The sequence below is a fragment of the Advenella sp. FME57 genome (assembly GCF_014897675.1).
Classification (GTDB): domain Bacteria; phylum Pseudomonadota; class Gammaproteobacteria; order Burkholderiales; family Burkholderiaceae_B; genus Advenella.
Map to the genome: position 1 here is coordinate 65,329 of NZ_JABUXU010000001.1, position 25,592 is coordinate 90,920.

25 protein-coding genes are annotated in these 25,592 nt (G+C 53.8%); 19 read left to right on the plus strand and 6 right to left on the minus strand.

The window, feature by feature from the left end; genetic code table 11:
- Positions 1–181 precede the first annotated feature (181 nt).
- Entirely contained in the window at positions 182–2,650 is a 2,469-nt protein-coding gene (gene lon, locus INT32_RS00270; RefSeq protein ID WP_193086745.1) for an endopeptidase La, read from the plus strand.
- A 189-nt stretch (positions 2,651–2,839) separates the two neighbouring features.
- On the opposite strand, the gene INT32_RS22290 is transcribed toward lon, so the two are convergent.
- Together INT32_RS22290 and INT32_RS00280 are read right to left on the minus strand one after the other, a co-directional pair.
- Positions 2,840–3,637: a hypothetical protein gene (locus INT32_RS22290; RefSeq protein ID WP_193086746.1), complete on the minus strand. Its 798-nt coding sequence runs from the start codon at positions 3,635–3,637 to the stop codon at positions 2,840–2,842.
- A gap of 109 nt (positions 3,638–3,746) precedes the next feature.
- The gene (locus INT32_RS00280) at positions 3,747–4,289 is read right to left on the minus strand and encodes an OmpA family protein (RefSeq protein ID WP_193086747.1); all 543 of its coding nucleotides are present in this window, start codon (positions 4,287–4,289) and stop codon (positions 3,747–3,749) included.
- Positions 4,290–4,707: 418 nt separating this feature from the next.
- Here INT32_RS00280 and thrS point away from each other — a divergent pair, with 418 nt between their 5' ends.
- The 6 genes from thrS (at position 4,708) to ptsP (ending at position 10,789) form a co-directional block, all read left to right on the plus strand.
- Positions 4,708–6,642 (plus strand): threonine--tRNA ligase, encoded by a 1,935-nt coding sequence (thrS, locus tag INT32_RS00285; RefSeq protein ID WP_193086748.1) that lies wholly within the window; start codon positions 4,708–4,710, stop codon positions 6,640–6,642.
- Positions 6,608–7,216 carry a translation initiation factor IF-3 gene (gene infC / locus INT32_RS00290; protein ID WP_226816357.1) on the plus strand — a complete coding sequence of 203 codons (609 nt, stop codon included), beginning with the start codon at positions 6,608–6,610 and terminating at the stop codon, positions 7,214–7,216. Before thrS ends, infC begins: the two co-directional genes overlap by 35 nt.
- A 48-nt stretch (positions 7,217–7,264) precedes the next feature.
- Positions 7,265–8,224, plus strand: coding sequence for a glutathione synthase (gene gshB, locus INT32_RS00295; RefSeq protein WP_193086749.1), 960 nt, complete (start codon positions 7,265–7,267; stop codon positions 8,222–8,224).
- Between the two features lie 11 nt (positions 8,225–8,235).
- A complete protein-coding gene (locus INT32_RS00300; protein ID WP_193086750.1) occupies positions 8,236–8,649 on the plus strand; it encodes a PTS sugar transporter subunit IIA in 414 nt (137 codons plus the stop codon).
- Between the two features lie 25 nt (positions 8,650–8,674).
- Entirely contained in the window at positions 8,675–8,944 is a 270-nt protein-coding gene (locus INT32_RS00305; RefSeq protein ID WP_193086751.1) for an HPr family phosphocarrier protein, read from the plus strand.
- An 87-nt stretch (positions 8,945–9,031) separates the two neighbouring features.
- Complete coding sequence (gene ptsP / locus INT32_RS00310) at positions 9,032–10,789, plus strand: phosphoenolpyruvate--protein phosphotransferase (protein ID WP_193086752.1); 1,758 nt, start codon at positions 9,032–9,034, stop codon at positions 10,787–10,789.
- A 380-nt stretch (positions 10,790–11,169) separates the two neighbouring features.
- Here the strand turns inward: ptsP and INT32_RS00315 are convergent, their stop codons facing one another.
- Positions 11,170–12,396, minus strand: coding sequence for an ammonium transporter (locus INT32_RS00315; protein ID WP_193086753.1), 1,227 nt, complete (start codon positions 12,394–12,396; stop codon positions 11,170–11,172).
- Between the two features lie 41 nt (positions 12,397–12,437).
- Complete coding sequence (gene glnK, locus INT32_RS00320) at positions 12,438–12,776, minus strand: P-II family nitrogen regulator (RefSeq protein WP_128394071.1); 339 nt, start codon at positions 12,774–12,776, stop codon at positions 12,438–12,440.
- Between the two features lie 351 nt (positions 12,777–13,127).
- On the opposite strand from glnK, the gene INT32_RS00325 reads away from it, so the two are divergent.
- The 9 genes from INT32_RS00325 (at position 13,128) to INT32_RS00365 (ending at position 21,466) form a co-directional block, all read left to right on the plus strand.
- Positions 13,128–13,697 (plus strand): hypothetical protein, encoded by a 570-nt coding sequence (locus tag INT32_RS00325; RefSeq protein WP_193086754.1) that lies wholly within the window; start codon positions 13,128–13,130, stop codon positions 13,695–13,697.
- A gap of 327 nt (positions 13,698–14,024) precedes the next feature.
- Positions 14,025–14,309, plus strand: a complete 285-nt coding sequence (locus INT32_RS00330) for an accessory factor UbiK family protein (RefSeq protein ID WP_193086755.1) — start codon at positions 14,025–14,027, stop codon at positions 14,307–14,309.
- Between the two features lie 357 nt (positions 14,310–14,666).
- A complete protein-coding gene (locus INT32_RS00335; RefSeq protein WP_193086756.1) occupies positions 14,667–16,235 on the plus strand; it encodes a YifB family Mg chelatase-like AAA ATPase in 1,569 nt (522 codons plus the stop codon).
- Positions 16,236–16,561: 326 nt separating this feature from the next.
- Positions 16,562–16,759 carry a 50S ribosomal protein L35 gene (rpmI, locus tag INT32_RS00340; RefSeq protein WP_193086757.1) on the plus strand — a complete coding sequence of 66 codons (198 nt, stop codon included), beginning with the start codon at positions 16,562–16,564 and terminating at the stop codon, positions 16,757–16,759.
- Positions 16,760–16,772: 13 nt separating this feature from the next.
- The gene (gene rplT / locus INT32_RS00345; protein WP_025372900.1) at positions 16,773–17,132 is read left to right on the plus strand and encodes a 50S ribosomal protein L20; all 360 of its coding nucleotides are present in this window, start codon (positions 16,773–16,775) and stop codon (positions 17,130–17,132) included.
- A gap of 81 nt (positions 17,133–17,213) precedes the next feature.
- Entirely contained in the window at positions 17,214–18,236 is a 1,023-nt protein-coding gene (pheS, locus tag INT32_RS00350; protein ID WP_193086758.1) for a phenylalanine--tRNA ligase subunit alpha, read from the plus strand.
- A gap of 43 nt (positions 18,237–18,279) precedes the next feature.
- A complete protein-coding gene (gene pheT / locus INT32_RS00355) occupies positions 18,280–20,685 on the plus strand; it encodes a phenylalanine--tRNA ligase subunit beta (RefSeq protein ID WP_193086759.1) in 2,406 nt (801 codons plus the stop codon).
- Between the two features lie 18 nt (positions 20,686–20,703).
- Complete coding sequence (locus tag INT32_RS00360) at positions 20,704–21,036, plus strand: integration host factor subunit alpha (protein WP_193086760.1); 333 nt, start codon at positions 20,704–20,706, stop codon at positions 21,034–21,036.
- Positions 21,037–21,076: 40 nt separating this feature from the next.
- Positions 21,077–21,466, plus strand: coding sequence for a MerR family transcriptional regulator (locus INT32_RS00365; RefSeq protein WP_193086761.1), 390 nt, complete (start codon positions 21,077–21,079; stop codon positions 21,464–21,466).
- Between the two features lie 297 nt (positions 21,467–21,763).
- On the opposite strand, the gene INT32_RS00370 is transcribed toward INT32_RS00365, so the two are convergent.
- Both INT32_RS00370 and INT32_RS00375 read right to left on the minus strand, forming a co-directional pair.
- Positions 21,764–22,921, minus strand: coding sequence for an alpha-hydroxy acid oxidase (locus INT32_RS00370; protein ID WP_193086762.1), 1,158 nt, complete (start codon positions 22,919–22,921; stop codon positions 21,764–21,766).
- A gap of 105 nt (positions 22,922–23,026) precedes the next feature.
- Entirely contained in the window at positions 23,027–23,467 is a 441-nt protein-coding gene (locus tag INT32_RS00375) for a carboxypeptidase regulatory-like domain-containing protein (protein ID WP_193086763.1), read from the minus strand.
- 248 nt (positions 23,468–23,715) lie between these two features.
- Between INT32_RS00375 and INT32_RS00380 the strand changes: the two genes are divergently transcribed.
- From INT32_RS00380 to INT32_RS00390, 3 genes are read left to right on the plus strand one after another with little or no spacing between them, the layout of a single operon-like run.
- Positions 23,716–24,237, plus strand: a complete 522-nt coding sequence (locus INT32_RS00380; RefSeq protein WP_193086764.1) for a DUF4142 domain-containing protein — start codon at positions 23,716–23,718, stop codon at positions 24,235–24,237.
- 32 nt (positions 24,238–24,269) lie between these two features.
- Entirely contained in the window at positions 24,270–24,635 is a 366-nt protein-coding gene (locus tag INT32_RS00385; RefSeq protein ID WP_370540145.1) for a cupredoxin family copper-binding protein, read from the plus strand.
- 22 nt (positions 24,636–24,657) lie between these two features.
- Positions 24,658–25,341 carry an RNA polymerase sigma factor gene (locus INT32_RS00390; RefSeq protein ID WP_193086765.1) on the plus strand — a complete coding sequence of 228 codons (684 nt, stop codon included), beginning with the start codon at positions 24,658–24,660 and terminating at the stop codon, positions 25,339–25,341.
- Positions 25,342–25,592: the final 251 nt, after the last annotated feature.

A 25,592-nucleotide genomic window follows, 5' to 3' on the forward strand; every position in this document is an offset into this window, starting at 1 on the left:
GTTAGCCTGGACAGGTCGCGCCAGGATGCAAGCAGGGGGATCGATTCCCTGCGCAACAATCACAGCGCGACCTGCATAAAAACCGCCGGTATTTAATCCAGGCGACCTTGAAATTGCCCCCAGAGGCTCCATCTACAGCATAATTACTGTAGAAGTACAACGTTTTTCAAGGAATCAGCTTATGTCAGCGAGTCAGATTTTGCCGGCAGAATCAACACAATTGCCACTGTTGCCCCTTCGCGACGTGGTCGTGTTTCCACATATGGTCATTCCGCTATTTGTCGGGAGGCACCGGTCCATTCGTGCGCTGGAGCTGGCGATGGAAAATGACAAGCAGATTATGCTTGTTGCGCAAAAATCGGCCAGCAAGGACGAGCCCGGCCCCGATGATATGTACGACATCGGATGTGTGGCGTCAATTTTACAAATGCTCAAACTGCCCGACGGCACTGTCAAAGTGCTGGTCGAGGGACAGCAGCGCGCACGCGTAGAAAATATTATCGAAACCGAGTCGCATTTCTCAGCCCAGATTCTGCCCATCGAGCAGAGTGACACGCGCAATTCTGAGATAGAGGCACTGCGTCGCACCATCATTGCCCAGTTCGACCAGTACGTCAAACTGAACAAGAAAATCCCGCCTGAAATACTCAGTTCCCTCAATGGCATTGAAGAGGTCAGCCGTCTTGCTGATACTATTTCTTCCCATTTGCCGCTCAAGCTCGAACAGAAACAGAAGCTGCTCGAGGAACTGGACGCATCTGGCCGCCTTGAGGCGTTGCTGGCCCAAATTGAAACCGAAATCGATATTCTCCAGGTTGAGAAACGCATTCGCGGGCGTGTCAAAAAGCAGATGGAGAAAAGCCAGCGCGATTACTATTTGAACGAGCAGGTCAAGGCGATTCAGAAAGAACTTGGCGAAGGCGAAGAGGGCGCAGATATTGAAGAGCTCGAAAAGAAAATCGAAGCTGCACAATTGCCCAAGGAAGCCCGCAAGAAAGTTGATAGCGAGCTTAAAAAACTCAAGCTGATGTCGCCTATGTCTGCAGAGGCAACCGTTGTGCGCAACTATATCGATACGGTCATCGGTCTGCCGTGGAAGAAAAAAAGTCGGATCAACAATTCGTTGATCAATGCACAGAAAGTACTGGACAACGACCATTATGGTCTGGAAAAGGTCAAGGAACGCATTCTTGAATATTTGGCGGTGCAACAGCGCGTCGATAAGGTCAAAGCGCCTATCCTGTGTCTGGTCGGGCCTCCAGGGGTAGGTAAAACCTCGCTGGGGCAATCCATTGCACGGGCAACTAATCGCAAATTCACGCGCATGGCGCTGGGCGGCGTGCGTGATGAGGCCGAGATTCGTGGTCACCGACGTACCTATATTGGCGCGCTGCCGGGCAAGATTCTGCAGAATATGAATCGTGTGGGCGTACGCAACCCCTTGTTCCTGCTTGACGAAATTGACAAGCTGGGCATGGATTTTCGCGGCGATCCTGCCTCGGCATTGCTCGAGGTGCTTGATCCCGAGCAAAACCATACCTTCCAGGATCACTACGTCGAAGTTGACTACGATTTGTCAGATGTCATGTTCGTGGCCACCAGCAATACGCTGAATATCCCGCCAGCGTTGCTTGACAGGATGGAGGTCATTCGCCTATCGGGTTACACCGAAGACGAAAAAGTGCATATTGCCATGGACCACTTGCTGCCCAAGCTGATGAAAAACAACGGTGTGCGAGATGGCGAGCTGGTTGTCGAAGAATCGGCGCTGCGCGATATCGTGCGCTATTACACACGTGAAGCTGGGGTGCGGGCGCTGGAACGCGAAGTAAGCAAAATTTGCCGTAAAGTTATCAAGGAGCTGCTGAGCAGTGCCGTGACTGCCGCCAAACCGACAGCCAAGGGCAAAGCGGCAGCTGCGCAGGCCATTCATGTGACGGCCGACAACCTGAGCCATTATCTGGGGGTACGCAAGTATTCTTTCGGCATGGCCGAAAAAGACAACCAGATCGGCCAGGTAACTGGGCTGGCCTGGACCGAAGTCGGTGGCGATCTGCTCACCATTGAAGTCGCTGTGGTCTCCGGTAAAGGTAATATCCAGCACACCGGGCTGCTGGGTGATGTGATGAAAGAGTCCATGCAGGCAGCGCGCACGGTGGTACGCTCACGGGCGCATGCATTGGGTTTTGCCGATAGTGTCTTTGAGAAAAAGGATATTCACATCCATGTTCCTGAAGGCGCAACGCCCAAGGATGGCCCGTCTGCCGGTATCGCCATTACAACTGCATTGGTGTCGGCGCTATCGGGTATTCCGGTAAGGGCTGATGTCGCCATGACGGGTGAAATTACCCTGCGGGGCGAGGTGCTGGCCATTGGTGGGCTGAAGGAAAAGCTGCTTGCAGCTCATCGCGGTGGCATCAAAACCGTGCTGATCCCTGAAGAGAACGTCAAGGATCTCACAGAGATTCCGGATAACGTGAAAAACCATCTGGAAATCATTCCTGTAAAATGGATTGACCGCGTACTGGAAGTAGCACTAGAGAGGCCGCTCACGCCATTGTCCGAGGCGGAAATTGCCAAACTGGCAGAGGAGGCTGCGGTTTCTGCAGCCAAGCCACCAGTAGATAATGTCAAATCAGTGAAGCACTGATAACACCGTTACCTGGCTGAGTTGGCATATCAGCTCAGGAACGGCGTCACAAGACAAAAACCCCGGTGTAATTACTTACATCGGGGTTTGTTTTTTGCTGTTTACAGTGTGGGCGGAGCGGGCAGGATCTGCGATTGTCGAGATCAATCGCCAGGCAGCCGTGACGCCTGGCAGGCGCCCGATAGGCAATCAGAAACCGAGATCTCTGCGTAACTGCTGTTTCTGGTTACGCAGCTCCTGCAGACGCCGCTGTTCGTCGTTGTTGACGCCAGGTGCGTTGTCAGTGGCCCCAGGGGCCACCGGCGCAGGAAAGTTCGATACCGGGGCAGGGAAGCTATCGGAAACATTGCCATTGTCCAGGCCCGAATTCGTGGCGTTGTACATATCCTGACTTGTTGTATTTGGCGGCGGCACGCCTTCTGCCCGTGGCGGTGCTGTGGGCACCGGCGGAATGACTGCTCGCAGATCCGGATTGCTGCGTGTTGCCGGTTTGGCTGGGCTGGCAGGGCTGGGCGAACTGGCTGGCGCATTCTGCTGATTTGTACTGCTGCGTGCCGCATTGGTGCTCGTCTCGGGCCTTGGGCTGGCTGGCGCAGGTGTTGGTGTTGGTGTTGGTGTTGGTGTTGGAGCGGGTGCAGCCTCCTGCGGTGTGCCGGTTGTGGCGGGTTCACTGCCAGAAGCGCGGGCTGAATTTGCGCTACCCTGCGCAGCATTGTTGCTGGCTGGTTCATTGGTCAGGTCGTAGGCAGCCTCTGCCTGCTGCTGCTCTATGGGCGGGGCATCGCTGGCCGCTGTGGATTGCGCAGGCTGGGTCGCTTCGGGCGTTGCTGCTTCAATCTGGCCGCTCACACTGCTGGCGCCGCCATCATCTGCAGTGCGATTGACCGGATTGCGCGTGAATGCATCGTATACGGAGGCACCAATGAAGATGAACACGACGATCGCGACAATGGTCAGGATCAGATTGTAGATAAAAGACTTTGACATAAGTTTGGCGTTATCAGTTTCAGGCCGGGCAGGATGCCTGCCGGTCCAATTTGGCGACCGTCAGCTTGCGGCTACAGTATAAGTATATCTTGGCTGGCACAGGTGCGAATCAATTGAACAGGCTTTTACCCAAATTGGAAATCCCGTCGAAGAACTGTTCTATGGTATTGACGTTCATGTCTGCCGTGCTGGCCCCAAGAATGATGATCTTTGACTGCTGGGCTGCTGTATCGACCGGTTGCATGGTGCCGGGTGTTGATGTAGCCGAGGATCCCGTAACATAGGCCAGACGCGAGCGATCAACACCGCGGCTGGTCAGGGCCTTCATGATGGACAGGGCACGTACTTCCTGCAGTTCCTGGTTGTATTCAGCCGAGCCGGTATTATCCGATACGCTGTCTACCAGGGCTTTGCGTTCCGGATGGTCGCGCAGCAACTGGTTGACCCGGTCAAAAAAAGGCCCCGAGTCCGGTTGCAGGGTGGCCGAGCCGGGCAAGAACAGGTTGCTGTCTTTTGAGGCGATGGCGACGCCGCGCGGATCCTGGCTTATTTGCAGTCCGCTGCGGTCATTGCCGCCCATCGCGGCGCAGGCGGTGAGCAGCGTGAGGGCAAGCAAAGCCAGCGCGTTGCGCAATAGGCGTAATTGAGGCATATTAGCTCCGTGTAGTGAAATTTTGGTCATAAGCCTAGCATAGCCCGGGCTAAAAATAATGAGCATTAATATACTGCAACAGGTCTTTTTAGGACAACCCGCGACAATCGGCAGGTTAATGGGCACGCCAATCGGGGGATTACTGTGCTTTTTTGCTGACATGCACCTCTTGATTTTTTACAAATTGCAGCCATTTATTGGCTATGGGCCCGGGGCTGGTGTAAAATCACGGGGTATTTTACGAAATGGTGAGACTGTTTTGATGATGTCCGAAGCTTCACGAACCCAGAGCCTGACCACTACCGATACGTGTATCGGTCTACCAGCGCGCTCGTGATTCTTGCCAAACGTATTTTTCAAAAGAACAGCGAACGCGACTTGTGAAGTCGCGTTTTTTTATTCAATTCAAGGCAACAGCATGTTTCAAATTACTTTACCCGATGGTTCCAAGCGTGAGTTTTCCCAACCTGTCCAGGTGGGGGAGATTGCGACGACCATCGCGCCCAGCCTGGGTAAGGCGGCGCTGGCTGGTAAGGTAGCAATCAATGGGAGCCAGCCGCAACTGGTGGATACGTCATTTGTCATTGACAGGGACGCCGATCTAGCCATTGTGACTGCGAAAGACCCTGACGGTGTGGATATTATTCGTCATTCCACCGCTCACCTGCTGGCCTATGCGGTCAAATCCCTGTTTCCCGATGCTCAAGTCACCATTGGCCCTGTTATCGACAATGGTTTTTATTACGACTTTGCCTACAAACGCCCGTTCACGCCCGAAGATCTTGAATTGATCGAGAAAAAGATGGCTGAGCTGGCCCGAAAGGACGAAAAAGTAGTTCGTGAAGAATGGTCGCGCGATGATGCCGTGGCATTTTTCAAGGGGCAGGGCGAAGCCTATAAAGCCGAGATCATCGCTTCCATTCCGCAGGATCAGAAAATATCCCTGTATCGGGAAGGCGATTTCATCGACCTGTGTCGTGGTCCGCACGTGCCTTCTACTGGCAAGCTCAAGGTGTTCAAGCTAATGAAAGTGGCAGGTGCCTACTGGCGTGGCGACAGCAAGAACGAAATGCTGCAGCGCGTCTATGGTACGGCCTGGGCCACCAAGGAAGAGCAGGTCGCTTATTTGACGATGCTCGAGGAAGCCGAAAAACGCGACCACCGCAGGCTGGGCCGTGAACTGGACCTGTTTCATTTCCAGGATGAAGCGCCGGGGCTGATTTTCTGGCATCCCAAGGGCTGGCAGATCTGGCAACAGGTTGAGCAATACATGCGCGACGTATACCGCGATAACGGCTACCAGGAAGTGAAGGCGCCGCAAATTCTCGATCTGAGTCTGTGGAAAAAAACCGGACATTGGGACAATTACAAAGAGAACATGTTCACCACCGAGTCCGAGAGCCGTGTTTATGGGCTCAAGCCCATGAACTGCCCCGGACATGTGCAAATTTATAATGCCGCGTTGCATTCCTATAGGGAATTGCCTATTCGCTATGGTGAGTTCGGTCAATGCCATCGTAATGAGCCCTCCGGTTCATTGCACGGCATGATGCGGGTGCGTGGTTTCACGCAGGATGATGGACATATTTTCTGTACGGAAGACCAATTGCTGGCAGAGTGTGCCCAATTCACAACACTATTGCAGAAAGTCTACAAGGATTTCGGCTTTACCGAAGTCCTGTACAAAGTGGCTACCCGACCCGAAAAACGTATCGGCGAGGATGCAGTTTGGGATAAGGCCGAGCATGCCTTGATGGAGAGCCTGCGCAGCTCTGGATGCGAGTTTGAAATCTCACCGGGAGAGGGCGCATTTTACGGTCCCAAAGTCGAATATACGCTTAAGGACGCGATCGGCCGCCACTGGCAATGCGGCACGATCCAGGTAGACTTCTCAATGCCTGTGCGGCTTGGCGCGGAATATGTCGATGCCCACGATCAGCGCAAGACCCCGGTCATGTTGCATCGTGCGATTCTGGGCTCACTCGAACGCTTCATTGGTATGCTCATCGAGAACCATGCCGGTGCCATGCCACCCTGGCTGGCCCCCGAGCAGGTTGTGGTTTGCACCATATCCGAATCGTTCTCCGATTACGCCACCCAGGTGGTCACAGAGTTGAAAAAACACGGTTTTCGCGCTTCATCTGATTTGCGCGGGGAAAAAATCACCCGTAAAATCAGGGAAAACAGTATGCAGAAGGTTCCTTACATTCTGGTTGTTGGCGAAAAAGAACGGGACAGCGGTGCTGTCGCAGTTCGTGCCCGCGGCAATCTGGACCTGGGAACCATGTCTGTAGAAGCATTTATAGAACGCCTACGTCATGACGTTGCAACACGTCAGGACGTTTCGGCGTAGTTTATTAATTTCAGGAGATCTTAACATCGCAACCGAAAAAACCAATCGTATCAACGCCGAAATCCGTATTCCGGAAGTCCGACTGATCGGCGTAGACGGCGAACAACTGGGTATTGTCAAAACAGCAGAAGCCTTGCGTCTGGCTGAGCAGGAAGGCATCGATTTAGTTGAAATCGCGCCAAACGCAGAACCGCCCGTATGCCGCATCATGGATTACGGCAAGTTCAAGTATCAGGAACAAAAGCGACAGCAGGAAGCCAAGGCCAAGCAGAAAATTATTCAGGTCAAGGAAGTCAAATTCCGCCCGGCGACCGATGAAGGCGACTATCAGGTCAAGCTGCGCAACCTGAAGCGCTTTATTGAAGACGGTGACAAGGCCAAGGTTACCCTGCGGTTCCGTGGCCGTGAAATGGCTCACCAGGAACTGGGTATGCGTGTTCTTGAACGGGTTCGTGACGATATGGCAGAGCTGGTGCAGGTTGAAGCCATGCCCAAGCTGGAAGGCCGTCAGATGGTCATGGTTCTGGCGCCTAAGCGCAAGGCTGTACCGACCGGCAAGGCCGACGATAAATAAACACGGACTGCCAACACGCTTCCGTCGTCAATGTGGGATGTAAATTAGATGCATGTACTTTTTATCATTGATCCGCTGCCTTCGCTGAAGGCATACAAGGACAGTTCTGTGGCGATGATGCGAGCCCTGCACAAGCGTGGCCATGTCATCAGCATTGCGCTTCAGTCCGATTTGTATGTCGAACAGGGTCGGGTAAAAGTACGTGCGCAGCCGATACAGCTGGATATGACGGCGGATTTGCACGCCCAGAGCTGGTGGACGCAGCCAGAGAATGCGGCTGAAACCGAGGTCGGTCACTTCGATGCGGTACTCATGCGCAAGGACCCGCCGTTCGACATGGAGTACCTGTATTCGACGCATTTGCTGGAGACCGCGCAAAAGCAGGGGGCACGGGTATTCAATTCGGGCAGCGCCATACGTAATCACCCTGAAAAACTGGCGATTACCGAGTTCTCCGAATTTACGGCGCCCACGCTTATTACCAGCACCATGTCGCGCCTGAAGGCGTTTCATGCACTGCATGGCGATATTATCGTCAAGCCGCTGGATGGTATGGGTGGCACGGGTATTTTCCGAATCATGGACGGCGACCCCAATGTCAACGCCATTCTGGAAACCCTGACGGTGGACCAGACGCAAACAATCATGGCGCAAAAGTATATTCCCGAAATCGTGCAGGGCGATAAGCGCATTCTGCTGATTGACGGCAAGCCCGTGCCTTACGCGCTGGCGCGGATACCGTTGGCTGGTGAAACCCGTGGCAATCTGGCAGCTGGCGGGCGCGGCGTTGCCCGCAAGCTGTCCGAGCACGATCTTGCCATTGCAAACCGAATTGGCCCTATACTGCGGGAACGAGGGCTGCTGCTGGTCGGTCTTGATGTGATTGGTGACTATGTCACCGAAATCAACGTGACCAGCCCGACCTGCTTTGTGGAAATTACAGAGCAGACTGATTTTGATGTTGCTGACCATTTTGCTGCTGCGCTTGAGAAAGCTGCTGCAGTCTGAAGGTACAAAAAATGACCACCCTTGCTCTTATAGCGCATACGCCTTTGGCCTCGGCCCTGTCCGAATGTGCTCAGCATGTCTTGGGACAAATTGATAATTACGTTTTCTTCGACATCGAGCCTGATGTCGATCCGGAATCCAAGGCGCAGGAACTGATCGCGCAATTGAAGGCGATGCTCGGTCCGGACCAGCAGGTGCTGATCTTATCGGATCTGGGCGGCGCGACACCGGCAAATATTGGCGCCCGTGTAGTGCGCCAGTTGCAGGATGCCGGCGTCAAAGCCCATATTCTTTCCGGCACCAACGCCTGTATGTTGCTCAATGCGGTTCGATATCGGGATCAGCCGATGGACGAATTATGTCAATCCATTTTTGAGGGGGGCAAGAAAGGCATGAAATGTGTCGACCTGGCTCCTAACGATTAACCTTTCTGATAAAGACCGCGCTCATATGCCTTCAGTTGATATAGTAATAAGTAATAAATTAGGGCTGCATGCCCGCGCTGCCGCCAAGCTTACCCAACTGGCCAGCAAGTTCAAAAGCGAAATCTTTATCACCCGGGCCTCCCAGCGGGTTAATGCCAAAAGCATCATGGGGGTCATGATGCTGGCTGCCGGCAAGGGCATCACGGTCAATATTGAAGCCGAAGGCGATGACGCCGATCTGGCGCTCGTCCAGATTCAGGCGCTGTTTGAAAATAAATTTGGCGAACCCGAATAACGACAGCCCATTGGCCATTCTGGCAATGAGCGACAGTTGCATCTGAGAACAGGCACGTAAAAAGTGCAAGGGACAAGACCATACACGATGACACATAACGAGCACACACCGACAAGACAAAATACTGTTTTTACCCTACAGGGAAAAGGTGTTGTGCGCGGTTTTGCCATTGGTCGCGCGGTCGTGATGGGTGCAGCCACGCTTGAGGTGAGTCACTACCGTATTGCATCTGAAGATGTGCCGGCTGAATGCGCCAGGCTGGATCATGCGTTGAAAATTGTCTATGACATGCTGCAGCACACCATAGATACGTTGCCGGCCGATGCGCCAAAAGAACTGGTTCCGCTGCTCACGGTTCACAGCTTGCTGGTGTCCGATCCGGAGCTGGCCGCGCAAACCAAAGCGTTGATTGCATCCCGTCAATATAATGCCGAATGGGCCTTGAGCACCCAAGGTCAGATGGTGGCCGAGCAATTTGCGGTCATGGATGATGACTATATCCGTGAGCGGGTTGCCGATATTCATCAGGTGATTGAACGGGTCATCCGTATCCTGGCCGGTTCGGGTGAATTGATGCTGCCCGATATGTCCAACGACATGGACATAAATTCGCTCATTGTGGTGGCTCATGATATTTCGCCGGGAGACATGCTTAAGCTGCGCGGCGGACGCTTTGCTGCTTTTGTGACTGATCTTGGTGGCCCCACATCGCACACGGCCATCGTAGCGCGCAGTATGAATGTGCCTGCGGTGGTGGGCTTGGGAAATGTCCGTAGTCTGGTACACGATCGGGATATGCTGATTGTCGATGGCGAAAACGGGCTGGTGTATGTCAATCCGACCTCGGAGATCCTGGACTTCTATCAGCGCAAGCAGCAAGCCTTTATTCAGGAACGGGCCGAGTTGATTCTGTCCAAGGATGAACCCGCCATCACGCTGGATGGCAAACGCATTCGCCTGGAAGCCAATATCGAATTGCCCCATGAGGTGTCTCAAGCGCTGGATATGGGCGCCGATGGCATCGGGCTGTTTCGCAGCGAATTTCTGTTTATGGGCAGGAAAATACTACCTACTGAGGAAGAGCAGTTCGAGGCCTATGCGCATGTATTGCGTGCCATGCCTGACAAACCGGTGACGATCCGCACCCTGGATCTGGGCTCGGATAAAACCCTGGATGGCGAAGCGACGGTCGCAGTCAATCCGGCGCTGGGCTTGCGTGCGGTACGCTATTGCCTGTCGCGTCCAGACCTTTTTATGACCCAGCTGCGCGCGCTGTTGCGCGCGTCGGTACATGGCCGACTCAGAATTCTGATTCCAATGCTCTCGCATATGCACGAGCTGCACGCGGTGCGTGACGCCATCGAGTCGGCAAAAAAAGAGCTGGACGCCGCCAGCATGCAATATAGCGACAATATCGAACTGGGCGCCATGGTCGAAATTCCGGCCATTGCCATCGCCATCGAACCTTTTCTTAAATCGCTGGACTTTGTTTCCATCGGCACCAACGATTTGATTCAATACACCCTGGCTATCGACCGGGTCGACAATGAGGTGTCCGACCTGTACGATCCTTTGCATCCGGCTGTGCTGCGGCTGATTTCACATACTATCCAGGCGGGCGAGCGCGTTGGCAAGAGCGTGGCCATATGCGGCGAAATGGCAGGTGATGCCCGCTACACCAAACTTCTACTCGGGCTCGGTCTGAACGAATTCTCCATGCATCCGCAGCAATTGTTGGACGTCAAAAAATTGGTCAGGACTTCGCACACCAATGCCTTGCGTACCAAGATCGCAACTGCGCTCAACCGTGCCGAATCTATTGATTTGAACAGCCTGGGTATTTGATTAATCTGGGTCTCTAATCTAGTTCATGTATCTTTTCTTGCTTGCTGCAAGCTCAACTGAGCTTTGTCGGAGCCGGGCATGAGCAAGTCCAGCGGCCCGGCAATGTCATCCAGCGTGTCCCCACTCAGATGGTCCCCACATAGATGGCTCTACTCAGATAGGGCATTCAGGTAGCGCTCGAGGCTCCGCCCTGGAAAAGAAAAAGGACACCATCGTGTCCTTTTTTTCATATTGCAACCATTGGTTTTTCACACTTTGCCATGGTCATGGCCAGAACTGCGCTGTTGGGGGGCACCAGCAAAGCGGTTGGCTTTGCTGGCTTCCCGGGTGAGGATTTAAGGCGCCTCTGGAAATTAGTGCTGTCCTGTTACAGCCTCAATTCAATTGTGATAACCCTGTTCGCCGTGAGAGCTGATGTCCAGGCCCTGGCGTTCTTCGTCTTTGTCCACACGCAATCCGCCGGTGACCAGACTTGCTATCTTAAGGGCAATGAAGCTTACAACGGCACTCCAGACGATTGCAATTACGATGCCTTCAATCTGATTGAACAGCTGTCCGGGAATCATGCCTGCAGAATCCAGGCCCGGACCACCCATTGCTTTGGCGTTGAACAGCCCAGTCAAGATGCCGCCGACAATACCACCTACGCCATGTATGCCAAATACGTCTAGCGAGTCATCGGCCTTAAGCAAGCGTTTTAAGCCATTTACGCCCCAGACGCAGAACAAGCTGGTGACGGCGCCGATAATCAGCGCGCCCATGGGATCCACCAGACCAGCGGCAGGCGTTACGCCCACCAGGCCGGCTACGGCACCGGAGGCGCCGCCCAGCAGGGACGGCTGGCCCTTGAATTTCCACTCGACCAGGACCCACACGATGATGGCAGCAGCCGTGGCAAGCAGTGTATTGAACACCGCCAGCGCTGCCTGGTTGTTGGCGGCCAGTGATGAGCCACCGTTGAAGCCGAACCAGCCCACCCACAGCATCGCTGCACCGATCATGGTCATGGGCAGGTTATGTGGCTGCATGGCTTCCTTGCCATAACCGATACGTGGTCCCACGACATAGGCGGCCACGAGCGCGGCCACACCGGCGTTGATATGAACTACGGTACCACCGGCAAAATCCAGCGCATCGCCAAATAGCAGGCCTTTCTCGGCCCAGATCATATGGGCCACAGGAATGTAGGAAAATGTGAACCATATTGCCATGAAAATAAGCACGGCGGAGAACTTGATGCGTTCGGCAAAGCCGCCCACGATCAGGGCGCAGGTGATGCCGGCGAAGGTGGCCTGGAAGGCAACGAACGTTAGTTCGGGAATGGTGCCCGCCAGTGCATAGGAGTCTGCGGGCAGGTCAATCACGCCGGACAGGAAGGCCTTGGACAGGTCGCCAAAGAGCGCGTTCCCACCTGAAAAGGCAAGGGAGTAGCCATAGGCAAACCACAGAATCGTGACCAGGGCGAAGGTAACCAGGACCTGGCTCATCAGCGAGAGAATGTTCTTGCTGCGAACCAGGCCACCGTAAAACATGGCAAGACCGGGAACAACCATAAACAGCACGAGAATGGTGGACACGCTTACCCAGACTAAATCGGCGCTTTGCATTTTCAATTTCCTTTCAATACAGGTGATAGGGAGCGACGGGCTTACAGCGCCGCATTGCCGGTTTCGCCGGTGCGAATCCGGATGACTTGTTCCAGGTCAGTCACGAAAATTTTTCCGTCACCGATTTTGCCTGTGGTGCCTGACTGGCAGATGGTTTCAATTGCCTGTTCCACCTGCTCGTCGGCGACGGCTGTCTCCAGCTTTATTTTGGGCAGGAAGTCCACGACATACTCTGCGCCACGGTATAGTTCTGTATGACCCTTCTGCCGGCCAAAACCCTTGACTTCTGTAATCGTCAGCCCCTGAATTCCGATTTCGGCCAGGCCAGCACGGACCTCATCCAGTTTGAATGGCTTGATAATGGCTGTGATCAGTTTCACAATGTTCTCCCAGAAATAACATTTGTCTTTAAGGACCGATTGTCCATGGCCTCTTAAAAGCAATAGTTGTGCCAGTTTTCGCTGCCGTGCAGGCGCATGTTGGGGCACGCTAATGATGCATAAATGCGGGTGGCCATAAGCGTGTGCCCGATATTGGTGCGTCAAGCGCGGTGTTGTTTGCTTAGCTTGCAAAATGCGCCTGGGTCGGTGCTGCCATTCATTGTCTTAGTGCATGGTTTGTAACCAAGAGGAATGATTTGCGACAATTCAGAAGACATTCAGCTTATGCGGGTCGTGAAATTACAGTAAAATCGTGAAACAAATTCTATTTTCAATTAAAGAGGTGAAGCCTTGAAGAACGTATCCAAACTCAGTCTTGTAGCCATGTTGTCCGCCGCTGCTTTTATTGCTGGTTGTGATAATAGTTCTGATACTGACCAGACCACGCAGGGCCCTGCTGCAACCGACTCGGCCGTGGATCAGGCCAAGCAGGCGGCAGACAAGGCAGCCGAAGAAGCGAAGATTGCAGCCGATAAAGCAACTGAAGCGGCCTCGGAGTCTGCCAACCAAGCTGCCGATGCCACCCAGGACGCAGCAGATAAAGCGGGCGAAGCCTCCGGCAACGCGATGGAATCTGCCAAGGAAGCGGCCAGCAGTGCCCTTGAGTCGGCCAAAGAGGCTGGTTCAAACGCTGCTGATGCAGCCAAGGATTATGCCGACACGGCTATGGAATCTGCCAAAGAAGCTGCAGAGTCAGCCAAACAGGCGGCCTCTGATGCCATGGAAGCGGTAAAAGAGAAAACATCCGGAGCTACCCAACCGGCAGGCGACGCGTCTACAACCACGCCAACTGAAACTGCGCCAGCCGAGAGTGCACCTGCTGCGCCGACCGAACCGGACACTGAGTCAAAACCACAATAAGTCATTGCTTACATCAACCCGCCGAAAGGCGGGTTGATGCTCTGGGGCGGACCATGCGCGGATGTGTTGTGCGGATGGCGCTAAAAGCGTGGCAGGCGCGTAGCCTGAGCGTGCCCGTCTGCACCCGTCGGTCTGGGCTATGCTGGGTACTGTACTGTGGCCATGGCTTGTGCGGTGCGCCGCGCTGTGCTTTATCGTACTGTGTTGTGTATTGGACGTAGAACGTCGCTTTCAGTCTGTGCAGTACAAAGTTTGCAATGGCAAATGTGTACAATATGAAGAACAGAACGCGGCACTGGTGCCCGTATGCATACAGGAATCACAATCATGAAATCGAATCAGTTATTTGAAGATTTTCAGAAGAATATTCAGGAATTGATCAAGAACAGCCCGGCGGCAGATATAGAAAAGAATGTGAAGGCATTCATGGCCCAGGGATTTTCCCGGCTGGATCTGGTTACTCGAGAAGAATTTGATGTGCAGGTTGCCTTGTCGGCAAAATTGCGCGAACGTCTGTTCGAACTGGAGTCCCGGGTTCGTCTGCTGGAGGACAAGGCAGGCATTACAACACCGTCTTCCACAAGCGCCCATACCGGCCCGGTTGTCGACTAAACCCACAAAGTAAATTGCAGCGCTCCAGGGTGCTGCCCACGAAAAAGGCGGCCAGCGCTTCATGCTGGCCCCCGGGTATCATCAGATCCTCTGTCAGGTCATCCGTCGGGTGGTATGAGGGCTCATATGAGGCCTCATTTGTGGCCGCATTTTTTTGACCGCATGTACGAGGCCGTAGATACCGGGTCTGCTGGCGTTGGTCATGGTGACCGGGTTCGCTTGGCTGCCAGGTATGGCACGCTGTACATAGCGCCTATCTGGGGACTGTCGGTTCTCACCATAGATCAATCTGTCCTGCAATTACGGCGGCCTCGCCAGGTTTCTGCCAGAATGCTTTGGTGCATTCAGGAGAATCAGATGAGCCTAGCGGTGTTGTCCAGCAGGGCGCTTTGCGGTATGCACGCGCCAGAAGTGTTTGTTGAAGTGCATCTCGCCCAGGGATTGCCGTCCTTTACCATCGTGGGCTTGCCTGATGCCGGCGTCAGAGAGAGCAGGGAGCGCGTGCGTTCGGGTATTTTGAGTAGCGGCTATACCTTCCCGGCCGGACGATTAACGGCAAATCTTGCTCCGGCCGATATTCCAAAAGAGTCCGGCAGATTCGATCTGCCGATTGCGCTGGGCGTGCTGCTGGCTTCGGGGCAACTGGTCTTATCCGACAAAATGGCACAGCAGGTGCTGCCCGGCGTCGTCTTTGCGGGTGAGCTCTCGCTCACCGGCGCACTGGTTCCTGTTGCCGCTCCACTGGTTATTGCGCTTGCCACAGCGAAGGCCGGTGGGGTCAATAGGGCCGAAATGACTGCTGGTCGTCCCACCCTTATTTTGCCTGTCGAGAATGCCCGATTGGCCGCCGCCGTGCCCGGCCTGACTGTCATTGGTGCCCGCACGCTACGGGAGGTGGCAGGCCACCTGGATGAAACGGCAGCGCTGGCGCCGGTTACGGCGGCAGACCAGGCATGTCCGGAGAGCCTAACAGGACAGGGCAGCAATGAGACGCCAACCCTTTGTTTATCAGATGTGCGTGGGCAGCAGGTGGCCTGTCGTGCGCTGGAGGTGGCTGCCAGCGGCAGCCATGGCTTGCTGATGTCGGGGCCGCCCGGTATCGGCAAAAGCATGCTGGCGCAGCGTTTGCCTGGAATATTGCCTCCACTGGATGAAAATGCAGCCATAGAAGTGGCAGCGATTCACAGCCTGCAGCAGCGTACGCCCCGGTTTTCCCGGAAAGTACCGATGCGTGCACCGCATCACTCCAGCTCTGCGGCGGCGTTAATCGGTGGCGGGGCCAATCCACGGCCTGGCCAGATCAGCCTGGCCCATCATGGCGTCCTGTTTCTGGATGAGTTGCCCGAATTCCAACGACATGTACTGGAAGCCTTGCGCGAGCCCATGGAAACCGGGGAAATCCATATCGCCCGCGCCAATCGCTCGGTGAGCTATCCGTGTCGTTTCCAGCTGGTTGCCGCCATGAATCCGTGTCCTTGCGGCTATCTGGGCAGTGCACACCGATCCTGTCGTTGCACGCCCGAGCAAATCGAGCGCTATCGCGCCCGCTTGTCGGGGCCGTTTCTGGATCGCATGGATATGCTGTTACAGTTGACGCCGCCGGTGCAGGGATGGCAGCAGTTGCCGCCATCCGAAGCTTCCAGGATCGTACGGCAGCGGGTGGTGCGCTGCCGTGAAAGACAGTTGCAGCGCCAGGGGCGCTTGAACGCACGGCTGACACCGGATCTGATGGATCAGGTCTGCCGTACAGACCCAGAGGCGGCGCAATTGCTGGCCAGCGCCGGGAGGTATTGGGGATGGTCAGCCAGAGCTGTGCACCGGGTGTTGCGCGTGGCCCGCACGATCGCCGATATGGCAGGGGTCGGGCCGATTCGCGCAGCCGATCTGACCGAAGCCATGTCCTTTCGCCAGCAATTGACCCATTAACGGCCAGATAGGGGACCCGGTAAACGGGCAAGTTATGGACGCCTTCATTGACAATCCGTCGCCTGATGACCACATTTATTGCCGATTCAACGAATTCTCTCAGGTTTTTCCCACTTAATTGCTGGCAGTTGGAGAAAAACCATCGTATAATCAATGGTTTCCCGCAGGCCGTAGGCGCCACGGATAATTGTTTTCTGGGTAACCAGTAAAAATAACAGTTGGCCGGGGAGTTCGAGCGGATGATGACGGGAAAAACGGATACGGGTTAGCAAAGTCTTAATAAACGGTTATTAGGCACCTTTTATCCACATTTGCAGGTATCAGTTATGCCCAAAATGAAAACCAAGAAAGGTGCTTCTAAGCGCTTTATCGTACGCGGTAGCGGTTCTATCAAGCGTGGTCAGGCTTTCAAACGCCACATTCTGACAAAGAAAACCACGAAAAACAAACGTCAATTGCGCGGCACGACAGCTGTTCATAAATCTGACGTGGCTTCCATAAAAGCCATGTTGCCTTTTGCTTGATAGGAGTTAAACTATGCCTCGCGTAAAACGCGGTGTTACCGCACGTGCTCGTCACAAAAAAGTTATTGCTGCAGCTAAAGGCTATCGTGGCCGCCGCGGCAATGTATTCCGTATTGCCAAACAGGCCGTTATGCGTGCTGGTCAGTATGCATATCGTGACCGTCGCAATAAGAAACGTACATTCCGTGCTCTCTGGATTACCCGTATCAACGCGGCGGTCCGTGAAAACGGCATGACCTACAGTGTATTTATCGCCGGACTGAAAAAGGCCGCCATTGAACTGGACCGCAAGGTTCTGGCCGATATGGCTGTCCACGACAAGGCTGGTTTTGCCGCCGTTGTCAAACAGGCCAAATCTGCCCTGGGCGCCTGATCCACTGACGATTTAAATTTGTGCTGTATACAAACGGGGCTCGTTTCGGGTCCCGTTTGTTATTTCAAGAATGGTAATTTCATGACGCAATCGCTGGACGATCTGATTCTTCAGGCCAAAGACAAATTCGAGCATGCAATCGATTCGGCTTCGCTTGAAAACGAAAAGGCAAAATTTCTTGGGAAAAACGGGGTCATAACCGGTTTCATGAAAGGGCTGGCACAGCTGCCACCTGATCAGAAGAAAGCCGAAGGCGCCCGCATCAACCGGGTCAAGCAGCAAATCGAATCGTTGCTCAACGCGCGTCGCGAGCAGTTTGCGCGTGATCAATTGAACCAGCGCCTTGCCGCGGAAACCATTGACGTCACGTTGCCGGGCAGAGGCCGTTCCATGGGTGGCGTCCATCCGGTAATCCAGTCGTGGCAGCGTATCGAAGAAATTTTCCACAGCATCGGTTTCGATGTGGCCGACGGCCCTGAAATCGAAAACGACTGGACCAACTTTACCGCCTTGAATAATCCCGAGAATCATCCTGCACGCTCCATGCAGGACACTTTCTATGTGGATATGAACGATGCCGGGGGCCTGCCTTTTCTGCTACGCACCCACACCAGCCCCATGCAGGTGCGTTACGCTCGCATGCACAAGCCGCCAATCAAAGTGATTGCGCCCGGCCGTACTTACCGCGTGGACAGCGACGCGACGCATTCCCCCATGTTCCATCAGGTCGAGGGCCTGTGGATCGCAGAAGACATCTCTTTTGCCGATCTGAAAGGGGTGTATACGAATTTTCTGAAAGCTTTTTTTGAAACCGACGACCTGAGCGTACGGTTTCGCCCTTCTTTTTTCCCGTTCACCGAGCCGTCTGCCGAAATCGACATGATGTTCACTTCCGGTCCCAACCAGGGGCGCTGGCTGGAAATTTCCGGTTCAGGCCAGGTGCATCCTGAGGTTGTACGCAATTTCGGATTGGATCCCGAAAAATACATCGGATTCGCGTTCGGATCTGGCATTGAGCGTCTGACTATGTTGCGCTATGGCGTGAACGATCTGAGGCAGTTCTACGAGGGAGACCTGCGTTTCCTGCGTCAGTTCAATCGCTGATTTTCACGCTTTAACTCCCTATTTGAACCTAGAAAAAGACATCATGTTATTTCCTGAATCCTGGTTAAGATCCTTCGTTAACCCATCAATTTCCACCGACGAGCTGGCTCACATGCTGACCATGGCGGGTCTGGAGATCGAAGGGACTGCGCCCGTCGCGCCGCCATTTTCGGGGATAGTAGTGGCCCACATCACGGCTGTGCGCGCCCACCCCAATGCTGACAAACTGCGCATCTGTACCGTAGATGATGGCTCGGGCGAGCCGTTGCAGATTGTTTGTGGCGCACCGAACGCTGCCGAGGGCCTGAAGGTGCCGCTGGCACGAATTGGCGCAGTCCTTCCCGGGGACTTCAAAATCAGCAAGGCGCGCATGCGCGGTGAAGATTCGTTCGGCATGCTGTGTTCTGCGCGTGAACTGGGTCTGTCCCAGGATCATGGCGGATTGCTGGAACTGGATGTCAACGCAAAAGTCGGGCAGGATATCCGCAGCGCACTGGACCTGAACGATACCATTTTCGAAATAAAACTGACGCCCAATCGTGCCGATTGCCTGTCGATTCTGGGTGTGGCGCGTGAAGTGTGTGCGTTGACCGGAGCGCCGCTGACCGAGCCGATCTGCAAGCCGGTAGCCGTCACGCATCAGGATACACTGCCGGTCACGGTCCAGGCTCCGGATCTGTGCGGTCGCTTTGCGGGCCGGATCATTCACGACGTCAATGCCAGGGCAGCCACGCCCGACTGGATGAAAAGCCGGCTGGAACGCGCTGGCCAGCGTTCAGTCTCAGCATTGGTGGATATTTCCAATTACGTCATGCTGGAGCTGGGCCGACCCACCCATGTGTTTGATCTGGCCAAGATCAATGGCGGGCTTACCGTGCGCTGGGCAAAAGAAGGGGAAAGCCTGACGTTGCTGAACGATCAGACGGTGCAACTGGCTCCCGATGTGGGCGTAATTACCGCTGGCGAGACGATCGAAAGCCTGGCAGGCATCATGGGCGGCGGCGCCACCGCTGTATCCCTGGACACAACCGATATTTATCTGGAAGCCGCCTTTTGGTTTCCAGATGCCATTGCCGGGCGCGCGCGCCGCTACAAGTTCAGTTCCGAAGCCAGCCACCGCTTTGAACGCGGTGTGGATTTCCAGAATATCGTTGAGCACATTGAATATATTTCCAGCCTGATTCTCGAAATCTGTGGTGGCCAGGCCGGCCCGGTCAGTGATCAAAGCATTGCGCTGCCGGCCCGGCCCACCGTGGCTATGCGTCTTGCCCGTTGCCGCAAGGTGCTGGGTATTCCGGTGACCGATGCGCACGTGCGCGACGTTTTTACCAAACTTAATTTTCAATTCACAGAACAAGACGGCGTATTTTCCGTTGTCCCGCCATCATTTCGTTTTGATCTGGAAATAGAGGAAGACCTGATCGAAGAGGTTGCCCGCATTTACGGATTTGAGCATATTCCCAGCAATCCGCCAAAGACGTCGGCCACGATGCTGCCCACGAACGAAACGCGTCGCTCCCAGCACCAGTTGCGCCATCTCATGGCCGCGCTGGACTACCAGGAGGTGGTCAATTTCAGTTTCGTGCAGAAAGACTGGGAAAGCAATTACATGGGCAATACCGACCCGATCGTATTGCTCAACCCCATTGCCAGTCAGCTGGAAGTGATGCGCTCGGGTCTGATTGGCGGTCTGGTCGCCAATATTCAATATAACCAAAAACGCCAGCAGAATCGAGTTCGAGTTTTTGAGCTGGGGCGCATCTTTATTCGCGACAGTACTGTCAGCGACGGCGATCTGAGCGTGGCAGGTGTGCGCCAGCCACTGCATCTGGCCGGCGCGGCATGGGGTCCGGCGGAACCGGAGCAGTGGGGTTTGCCCGTACGCCAGACCGATTTTTTTGATATCAAAAACGATATTGAGCGCCTGTGCAGCCAGCAGGCACACCACTTGCGTTTCGAGCCGGTGAACCACCCGGCTCTGCATCCCGGACGCAGTGCGAATGTCCTGCTCAACGGCCAACTGATCGGTTTTGTCGGTGAGCTGCATCCGCAATGGGTGCAGGACAATGAATTGGTTCATCCCCCCGTGGTATTTGAGCTGGATGTTGTCGCGCTGCAGCACATGCAGTTCGCGCATTACGCGGAAGTGGCCCGGCAGCCCGCAGTATTTCGGGATCTGGCCATATGGGCGCCTGTAACGTTGAAACTGCAGGACTTGCTTGACACATTGGAGAATAATCAGCAAGATGGGCAATTCCTTGATATTATTAAGGATATTGCGTTATTTGATGTCTGGAAGGATCCTCATTCGGAGCAGCAGGAGCGCAGTCTGGCCTTGCGGTTTACGTTGCAGGATCCGGCGGCAACCTTGGAAGATACACGTGTAGACCAGTGCATGAACGCAGTGCTTGAATTGCTGGTTCAAAAGCACGGCGTTCGTAAAAGATAGAACAGGAAGGGAAAGAGCATGTTGGAAGAAAACAATACCTTAACCAAGGCAGAATTGGCCGAATTGCTGTTTGAGCGCGTCGGATTGAACAAACGGGAAGCCAAGGATATCGTGGATACCTTTTTTGAGGAAATCCGGGAGTCGCTCGCCAAGGGCGACCCGGTCAAGCTGTCGGGTTTTGGCAACTTTCAGGTGCGAGACAAACCCGCTAGGCCGGGTCGCAATCCCAAGACCGGCGAGGTCATCCCCATCTCTGCTCGCCGAGTAGTCACCTTCCACGCAAGCCAGAAGCTCAAGGGTATCGTAGAGCAGGGTGATGAGTATAATCCTGATCTTACGCTCGTCGATTAAAGTAGTTCCTTAAAAGACGGTTTGGGTTTACAATCTGCGCATGAATCAGACTGAAATACCTTCCATCACTGCGTTGCCTCCGATTCCGGCAAAGCGATATTTCACCATCGGTGAAGTATCCGAGCTGTGCTGCGTCAAGCCACATGTTCTGCGTTACTGGGAACAGGAGTTCACACAACTGAATCCGGTCAAACGCCGGGGTAACCGTCGTTACTATCAGCATCATGAAGTGCTGCTTATTCGCAAAATTCGTGATCTGCTCTATGAACAGGGGTTTACCATCAGTGGCGCGCGCAATCGCTTGAGCGACGGTCGCGATGCCAAGCACGATCAGGATGCCGCCGTTCGTCTGTCTGCGCAGGATCTGCAATACATCCGCTCAGAACTGAACAGCGTAATGAAAATATTCGACCAGATGGTCGCGCCCTGATTCCTTGTCAGGCAAAAAAGGCATTGATGCAATGCGATCGCTGCTTAGACCACCCTGCCGTGCAGGGGTGTTCTGCTTAAACCTTTTCTGCTGCTTAAATTGTCCTGTTTAAGCTGTCCCGTTAAACTGCTCTGTTGCAGCAATTCAGTCTAAACAATGAATCTACCACATGCGTCCAGGCGACCCCAGTCGCTATATTTACAATAACTGCATGCACAAAAAAGCCGTGATTCACATAACGTTAATCACGGCTTTTTTTTATTTGGCAACATAATTGCCAAACAGATCGCTTGCAGATTACCGTTGCTGGGGCAACAAGATATCGGCGGTCACTTTGTTGATATCTGTCTGTCCGCAGAATCCGAGCGTGATGTCCAGTTCATTGCGGATAATCTGCAGGATCTTGGTGACGCCTTCTTCTCCATAGGCCCCTAAAGCATATAGAAAGGCACGACCGATCATGGTGCCTTTGGCTCCCAGCGCAATCGCGCGAAGTACATCCTGACCAGAACGTATACCGCTGTCCAGCCAGACTTCCGGACCGTCCGTGCCGATCGCTTGCATAATCGAGGGAAGCATGGAAATGGCCGATGGGGCGCCATCGAGCTGGCGGCCGCCGTGGTTTGATACAACGATGGCGTCAGCACCGGCTTCCTTTGCCAGTCGTGCATCTTCCGGGTCCAGAATTCCCTTGAGAACCAGTTTGCCACCCCAGCGATTTTTAATCCATTCGATATCATTCCAATTCAGGCTGGGATCAAACTGCTCGGCGGTCCAGGAAGAGAGCGAGGATAAATCGTCCACCCCCTTGGCATGCCCGACAATATTGCCGAAGGTGCGGCGCTGGGTTCTGGACATTTTCCATACCCATTCTGGTTTTAACGCCAGGTTGAGCAGATTCGGAATGGTTGGTTTAGGCGGAGCGGAAAGCCCGTTTTTGATATCCTTGTGGCGCTGCCCAAGCACCTGCAGATCCAGTGTAACCACCAGCGCGGAGCAGTTTGCTGCCTTGGCGCGATCAATCAGACGTTCATTGAAGTCCCGATCGCGCATGATGTATTGCTGGAACCAGAAAGGGGCAGACGTATGTGCGGCAATGTCTTCAATAGAGCAAATGCTCATGGTGGACAGGCAAAAGGGTACGCCAAATCTTTCTGCGGCACGGGCAGCAAGAATTTCTCCATCGGGATGCTGCATACCGGTAGAGCCTGTAGGCGCCAGAGCCACCGGCATGGTGACATCCTGCCCCAGCATTTTGCTGCGCAAATTGCGGTTTTCAATATTGACCGCTACACGCTGACGAAATTTTATTTTCTGGAAATCTTCCTGATTGGCCCGATACGTGGATTCAGTCCATGCACCCGAATCGGCATAGTCGTAAAACATTTTTGGAACTTTACGCCGCGCGATGCGTTGTAGATCGTCCAGGCAGGTGATTTTGGTAAGATCAGCCATTATTTCATTTCCAGGAAAACAAACAATAGCGTCAATTATACGGACAAGGGTGAAGAAACCACAGTCTCTTCACCCTTAAAATTAAAAAAACGAAAACTGCAGCGCTTATTCAGTTGGCCAGCGCAACACAGCCTTTTCGGTCTTGCCTTTGGCAAGCGTAAATGCAAGCTTGCGGGCTTCGCCCTTGTACGTGGCAGTCAGTTTATATTCGCCGTCGGGCAACTTGACATTGAGGTAAGGCCCGGTGTTTGCGGCATCAAATACTTTTTTGTTGTCCTTGTCAACAATCTGTACGGCAACATCGGACAGGAAGGCCTGATCCTTGACCGCCGAAAAGGTCATATGCAGGTTGTAGTTCTTTTCGGCGCTTTTCATTTCATTCTGCTCGGCGTTGCCGATGCCACCCGTAATATACTGGATCGACTCATAACTTTGCGGCTGTACCTGTGCGAATACGGCATTGGCGCAGCCTATCGTCAGGCCCAAAGCCAGGGCAGAGGTAGCCAGAAACGTTTGGATATGGCGGATGGGAAACTGTGTATTCATTCTGATACTCCTTATAAAGCGATCCAGACGCATTACTCTCATGCGCGTATAAAAACCTGGATAGCTAAATCAGTGTAAACATAAAAACCGGGAAAATGACCGTTTTGATGCCGTCTGAAATATTCTTGACCATTCAGAATATCCGGAACGCCAGTGCATCTGGTGACATCCAATGCAATGAACAGAACTGTCGCGGCCTGACGGGCTGTCAATTCGTTCTGTCATAACCATACATCAAAGGACGCAAAATGAAATCAACATATATGGGATGGATTCTGGTAGCGGCACTGTCTGGTTGCGCATCGGCGGCAAAGGATACCGGACCCACGGACGCACAAATTGCCGCCATTGTAGTCACTGCCAATCAGGTCGATGTGGATGCAGGCAAACTGGCAGTTTCCACGTCCAGATCGAAGGATGTGCGATCGTTTGCGAGTTTGATGGTTACCGACCATAACGCGGTCAATCGTTCGGCCACGGCGCTGGTGCAGAAACTGAACGTGAAACCGGAGCCAGGCGCTGTCAGCGGCCAATTGCAAGCTGCCGGCGACGCTAACCTGGCAAAACTCAAAACGTTGAAAGGCGCTGCGTTTGACATGGCTTATGTCGATAATGAGGTGACCTATCATGAAGCGGTGATCGACGCCTTGGATAAAACCCTGATTCCCAGTGCAGACAATGCCGACTTGAAAGCGCTATTGATCAAAGTGCGACCTGCCTTTGTCGCGCATTTGACGCATGCAAAACATCTTCAGGGTCAATTGAAATAATGAACGGCCAACCGTGCATGACCGAGGCCGGTGTGAGCAGAAAACCCGGCGTTCGACGACCATTTGAATGGGCGACAGCATTCCTGCTGGCATGCCTGCTGCAGGCACCGCTGGCCCATGGTGCGAAAAAGGGGGTGGCGGTTGCAGCGACAGTACATGTCGTGACGATTCAGAACATGCAGTTTGTGCCAGCAGCGCTGACGGTCCGACCTGGTGACAGAGTGACGTGGGTCAATAAAGACCTGGTGCCGCATACGGCCAGCGCAGCTGGTTCGCAATTTGATTCGGGCGTTATCGCTGCGGGCGCATCCTGGGCGTATACTGTCAAAAAGGAGGGAACGCTCGGCTATGTTTGCCGATACCATCCTGGAATGCAGGCGACATTGATGGCACAATAAAAACATGCGGGAGACTCAAGAGATGATACATGAGTTACTGGCAACCACTATTGATGATGTCAGCGAAGATGTCGCATTGGCGCAGCGGATCGCTGCCGGGGATATGGCGGCGTTGGAGTTGATGATGCGCCGCCACAATAGGCGCCTGTACAGGTTGGCCCGGGCGACGTTGCGCAACGATGAGCACGCCGAGGAGGCATTGCAGGATACGTATTTTTCTGCGTACCGTGGCATTGCCAATTTTCGTGGCGAGGCATCACTTTTCACGTGGCTTTCTCGCATGCTGCTGAATGATTGTTTTGCCCGACTGCGAAAGACGCAACGACGTGGCAGGCTATTTTCAGTGGCGGACAATATCGAAAACGAGACACATGCCATGTTGATCACCGATAGCAATCCACCATACCATGAAGCGACACGCAGACAGTTTCGGTCGCTTCTGGAGGCGCGATTGGATCAGTTGCCGGAATCGTTTCGCACCGTATTTGTGCTGCGCTCGGTCGAGGAAATGTCAGTAGCAGAGACGGCACTGTGCCTGGACATTCCCGAAGCAACGGTGCGCAGCCGGCATCATCGTGCCAACGCAATATTGCGCAAACTGCTGGCGCGTGATCTGGATCAGACTGCGCGCGATATGTTTGAGTTTGATGGTGATAACTGCGACCGCATTGTCGCTAGCGTACTGCAGCGGGTGCTGTGGGCGTAAGATAACAAAAAGGACTTGCCGATTTCTCGGTAAGTCCTTGATTTTGTTGGTCGGAACGGAAGGATTCGAACCTTCGACCCCTTGCACCCCATGCATTTATTATAAATATTTTCAATTTTTTATTTGAACTGTGAAATTTAATTAAAGTCCATATAATCAAATAGTTAGACAACTCTATTGTCTAACTGAATTTGACATGATAGAGTCAGCGCTGAATATTTGTTTACCCCTATGTTTACCCCTTTGGAGGT

Bases quoted from the DNA above. Each gene is read 5' to 3' on its own strand.
- ptsP (WP_193086752.1), top strand. From the start codon at position 9,032: ATGACACATAACGAGCACACACCGACAAGACAAAATACTGTTTTTACC.
- INT32_RS00280 (WP_193086747.1), bottom strand. From the start codon at position 4,289: ATGCCTCAATTACGCCTATTGCGCAACGCGCTGGCTTTGCTTGCCCTC.
- thrS (WP_193086748.1), top strand. From the start codon at position 4,708: ATGTTTCAAATTACTTTACCCGATGGTTCCAAGCGTGAGTTTTCCCAA.
- INT32_RS00300 (WP_193086750.1), top strand. From the start codon at position 8,236: ATGACCACCCTTGCTCTTATAGCGCATACGCCTTTGGCCTCGGCCCTG.
- INT32_RS00315 (WP_193086753.1), bottom strand. From the start codon at position 12,396: ATGCAAAGCGCCGATTTAGTCTGGGTAAGCGTGTCCACCATTCTCGTG.
- INT32_RS00390 (WP_193086765.1), top strand. From the start codon at position 24,658: ATGATACATGAGTTACTGGCAACCACTATTGATGATGTCAGCGAAGAT.
- pheS (WP_193086758.1), top strand. From the start codon at position 17,214: ATGACGCAATCGCTGGACGATCTGATTCTTCAGGCCAAAGACAAATTC.
- rpmI (WP_193086757.1), top strand. From the start codon at position 16,562: ATGCCCAAAATGAAAACCAAGAAAGGTGCTTCTAAGCGCTTTATCGTA.
- INT32_RS00375 (WP_193086763.1), bottom strand. From the start codon at position 23,467: ATGAATACACAGTTTCCCATCCGCCATATCCAAACGTTTCTGGCTACC.
- INT32_RS00380 (WP_193086764.1), top strand. From the start codon at position 23,716: ATGAAATCAACATATATGGGATGGATTCTGGTAGCGGCACTGTCTGGT.
- INT32_RS00365 (WP_193086761.1), top strand. From the start codon at position 21,077: ATGAATCAGACTGAAATACCTTCCATCACTGCGTTGCCTCCGATTCCG.
- pheT (WP_193086759.1), top strand. From the start codon at position 18,280: ATGTTATTTCCTGAATCCTGGTTAAGATCCTTCGTTAACCCATCAATT.
- lon (WP_193086745.1), top strand. From the start codon at position 182: ATGTCAGCGAGTCAGATTTTGCCGGCAGAATCAACACAATTGCCACTG.
- INT32_RS22290 (WP_193086746.1), bottom strand. From the start codon at position 3,637: ATGTCAAAGTCTTTTATCTACAATCTGATCCTGACCATTGTCGCGATC.
- INT32_RS00305 (WP_193086751.1), top strand. From the start codon at position 8,675: ATGCCTTCAGTTGATATAGTAATAAGTAATAAATTAGGGCTGCATGCC.
- rplT (WP_025372900.1), top strand. From the start codon at position 16,773: ATGCCTCGCGTAAAACGCGGTGTTACCGCACGTGCTCGTCACAAAAAA.
- INT32_RS00335 (WP_193086756.1), top strand. From the start codon at position 14,667: ATGAGCCTAGCGGTGTTGTCCAGCAGGGCGCTTTGCGGTATGCACGCG.
- INT32_RS00370 (WP_193086762.1), bottom strand. From the start codon at position 22,921: ATGGCTGATCTTACCAAAATCACCTGCCTGGACGATCTACAACGCATC.
- INT32_RS00360 (WP_193086760.1), top strand. From the start codon at position 20,704: ATGTTGGAAGAAAACAATACCTTAACCAAGGCAGAATTGGCCGAATTG.
- infC (WP_226816357.1), top strand. From the start codon at position 6,608: ATGACGTTGCAACACGTCAGGACGTTTCGGCGTAGTTTATTAATTTCA.
- gshB (WP_193086749.1), top strand. From the start codon at position 7,265: ATGCATGTACTTTTTATCATTGATCCGCTGCCTTCGCTGAAGGCATAC.
- INT32_RS00330 (WP_193086755.1), top strand. From the start codon at position 14,025: ATGAAATCGAATCAGTTATTTGAAGATTTTCAGAAGAATATTCAGGAA.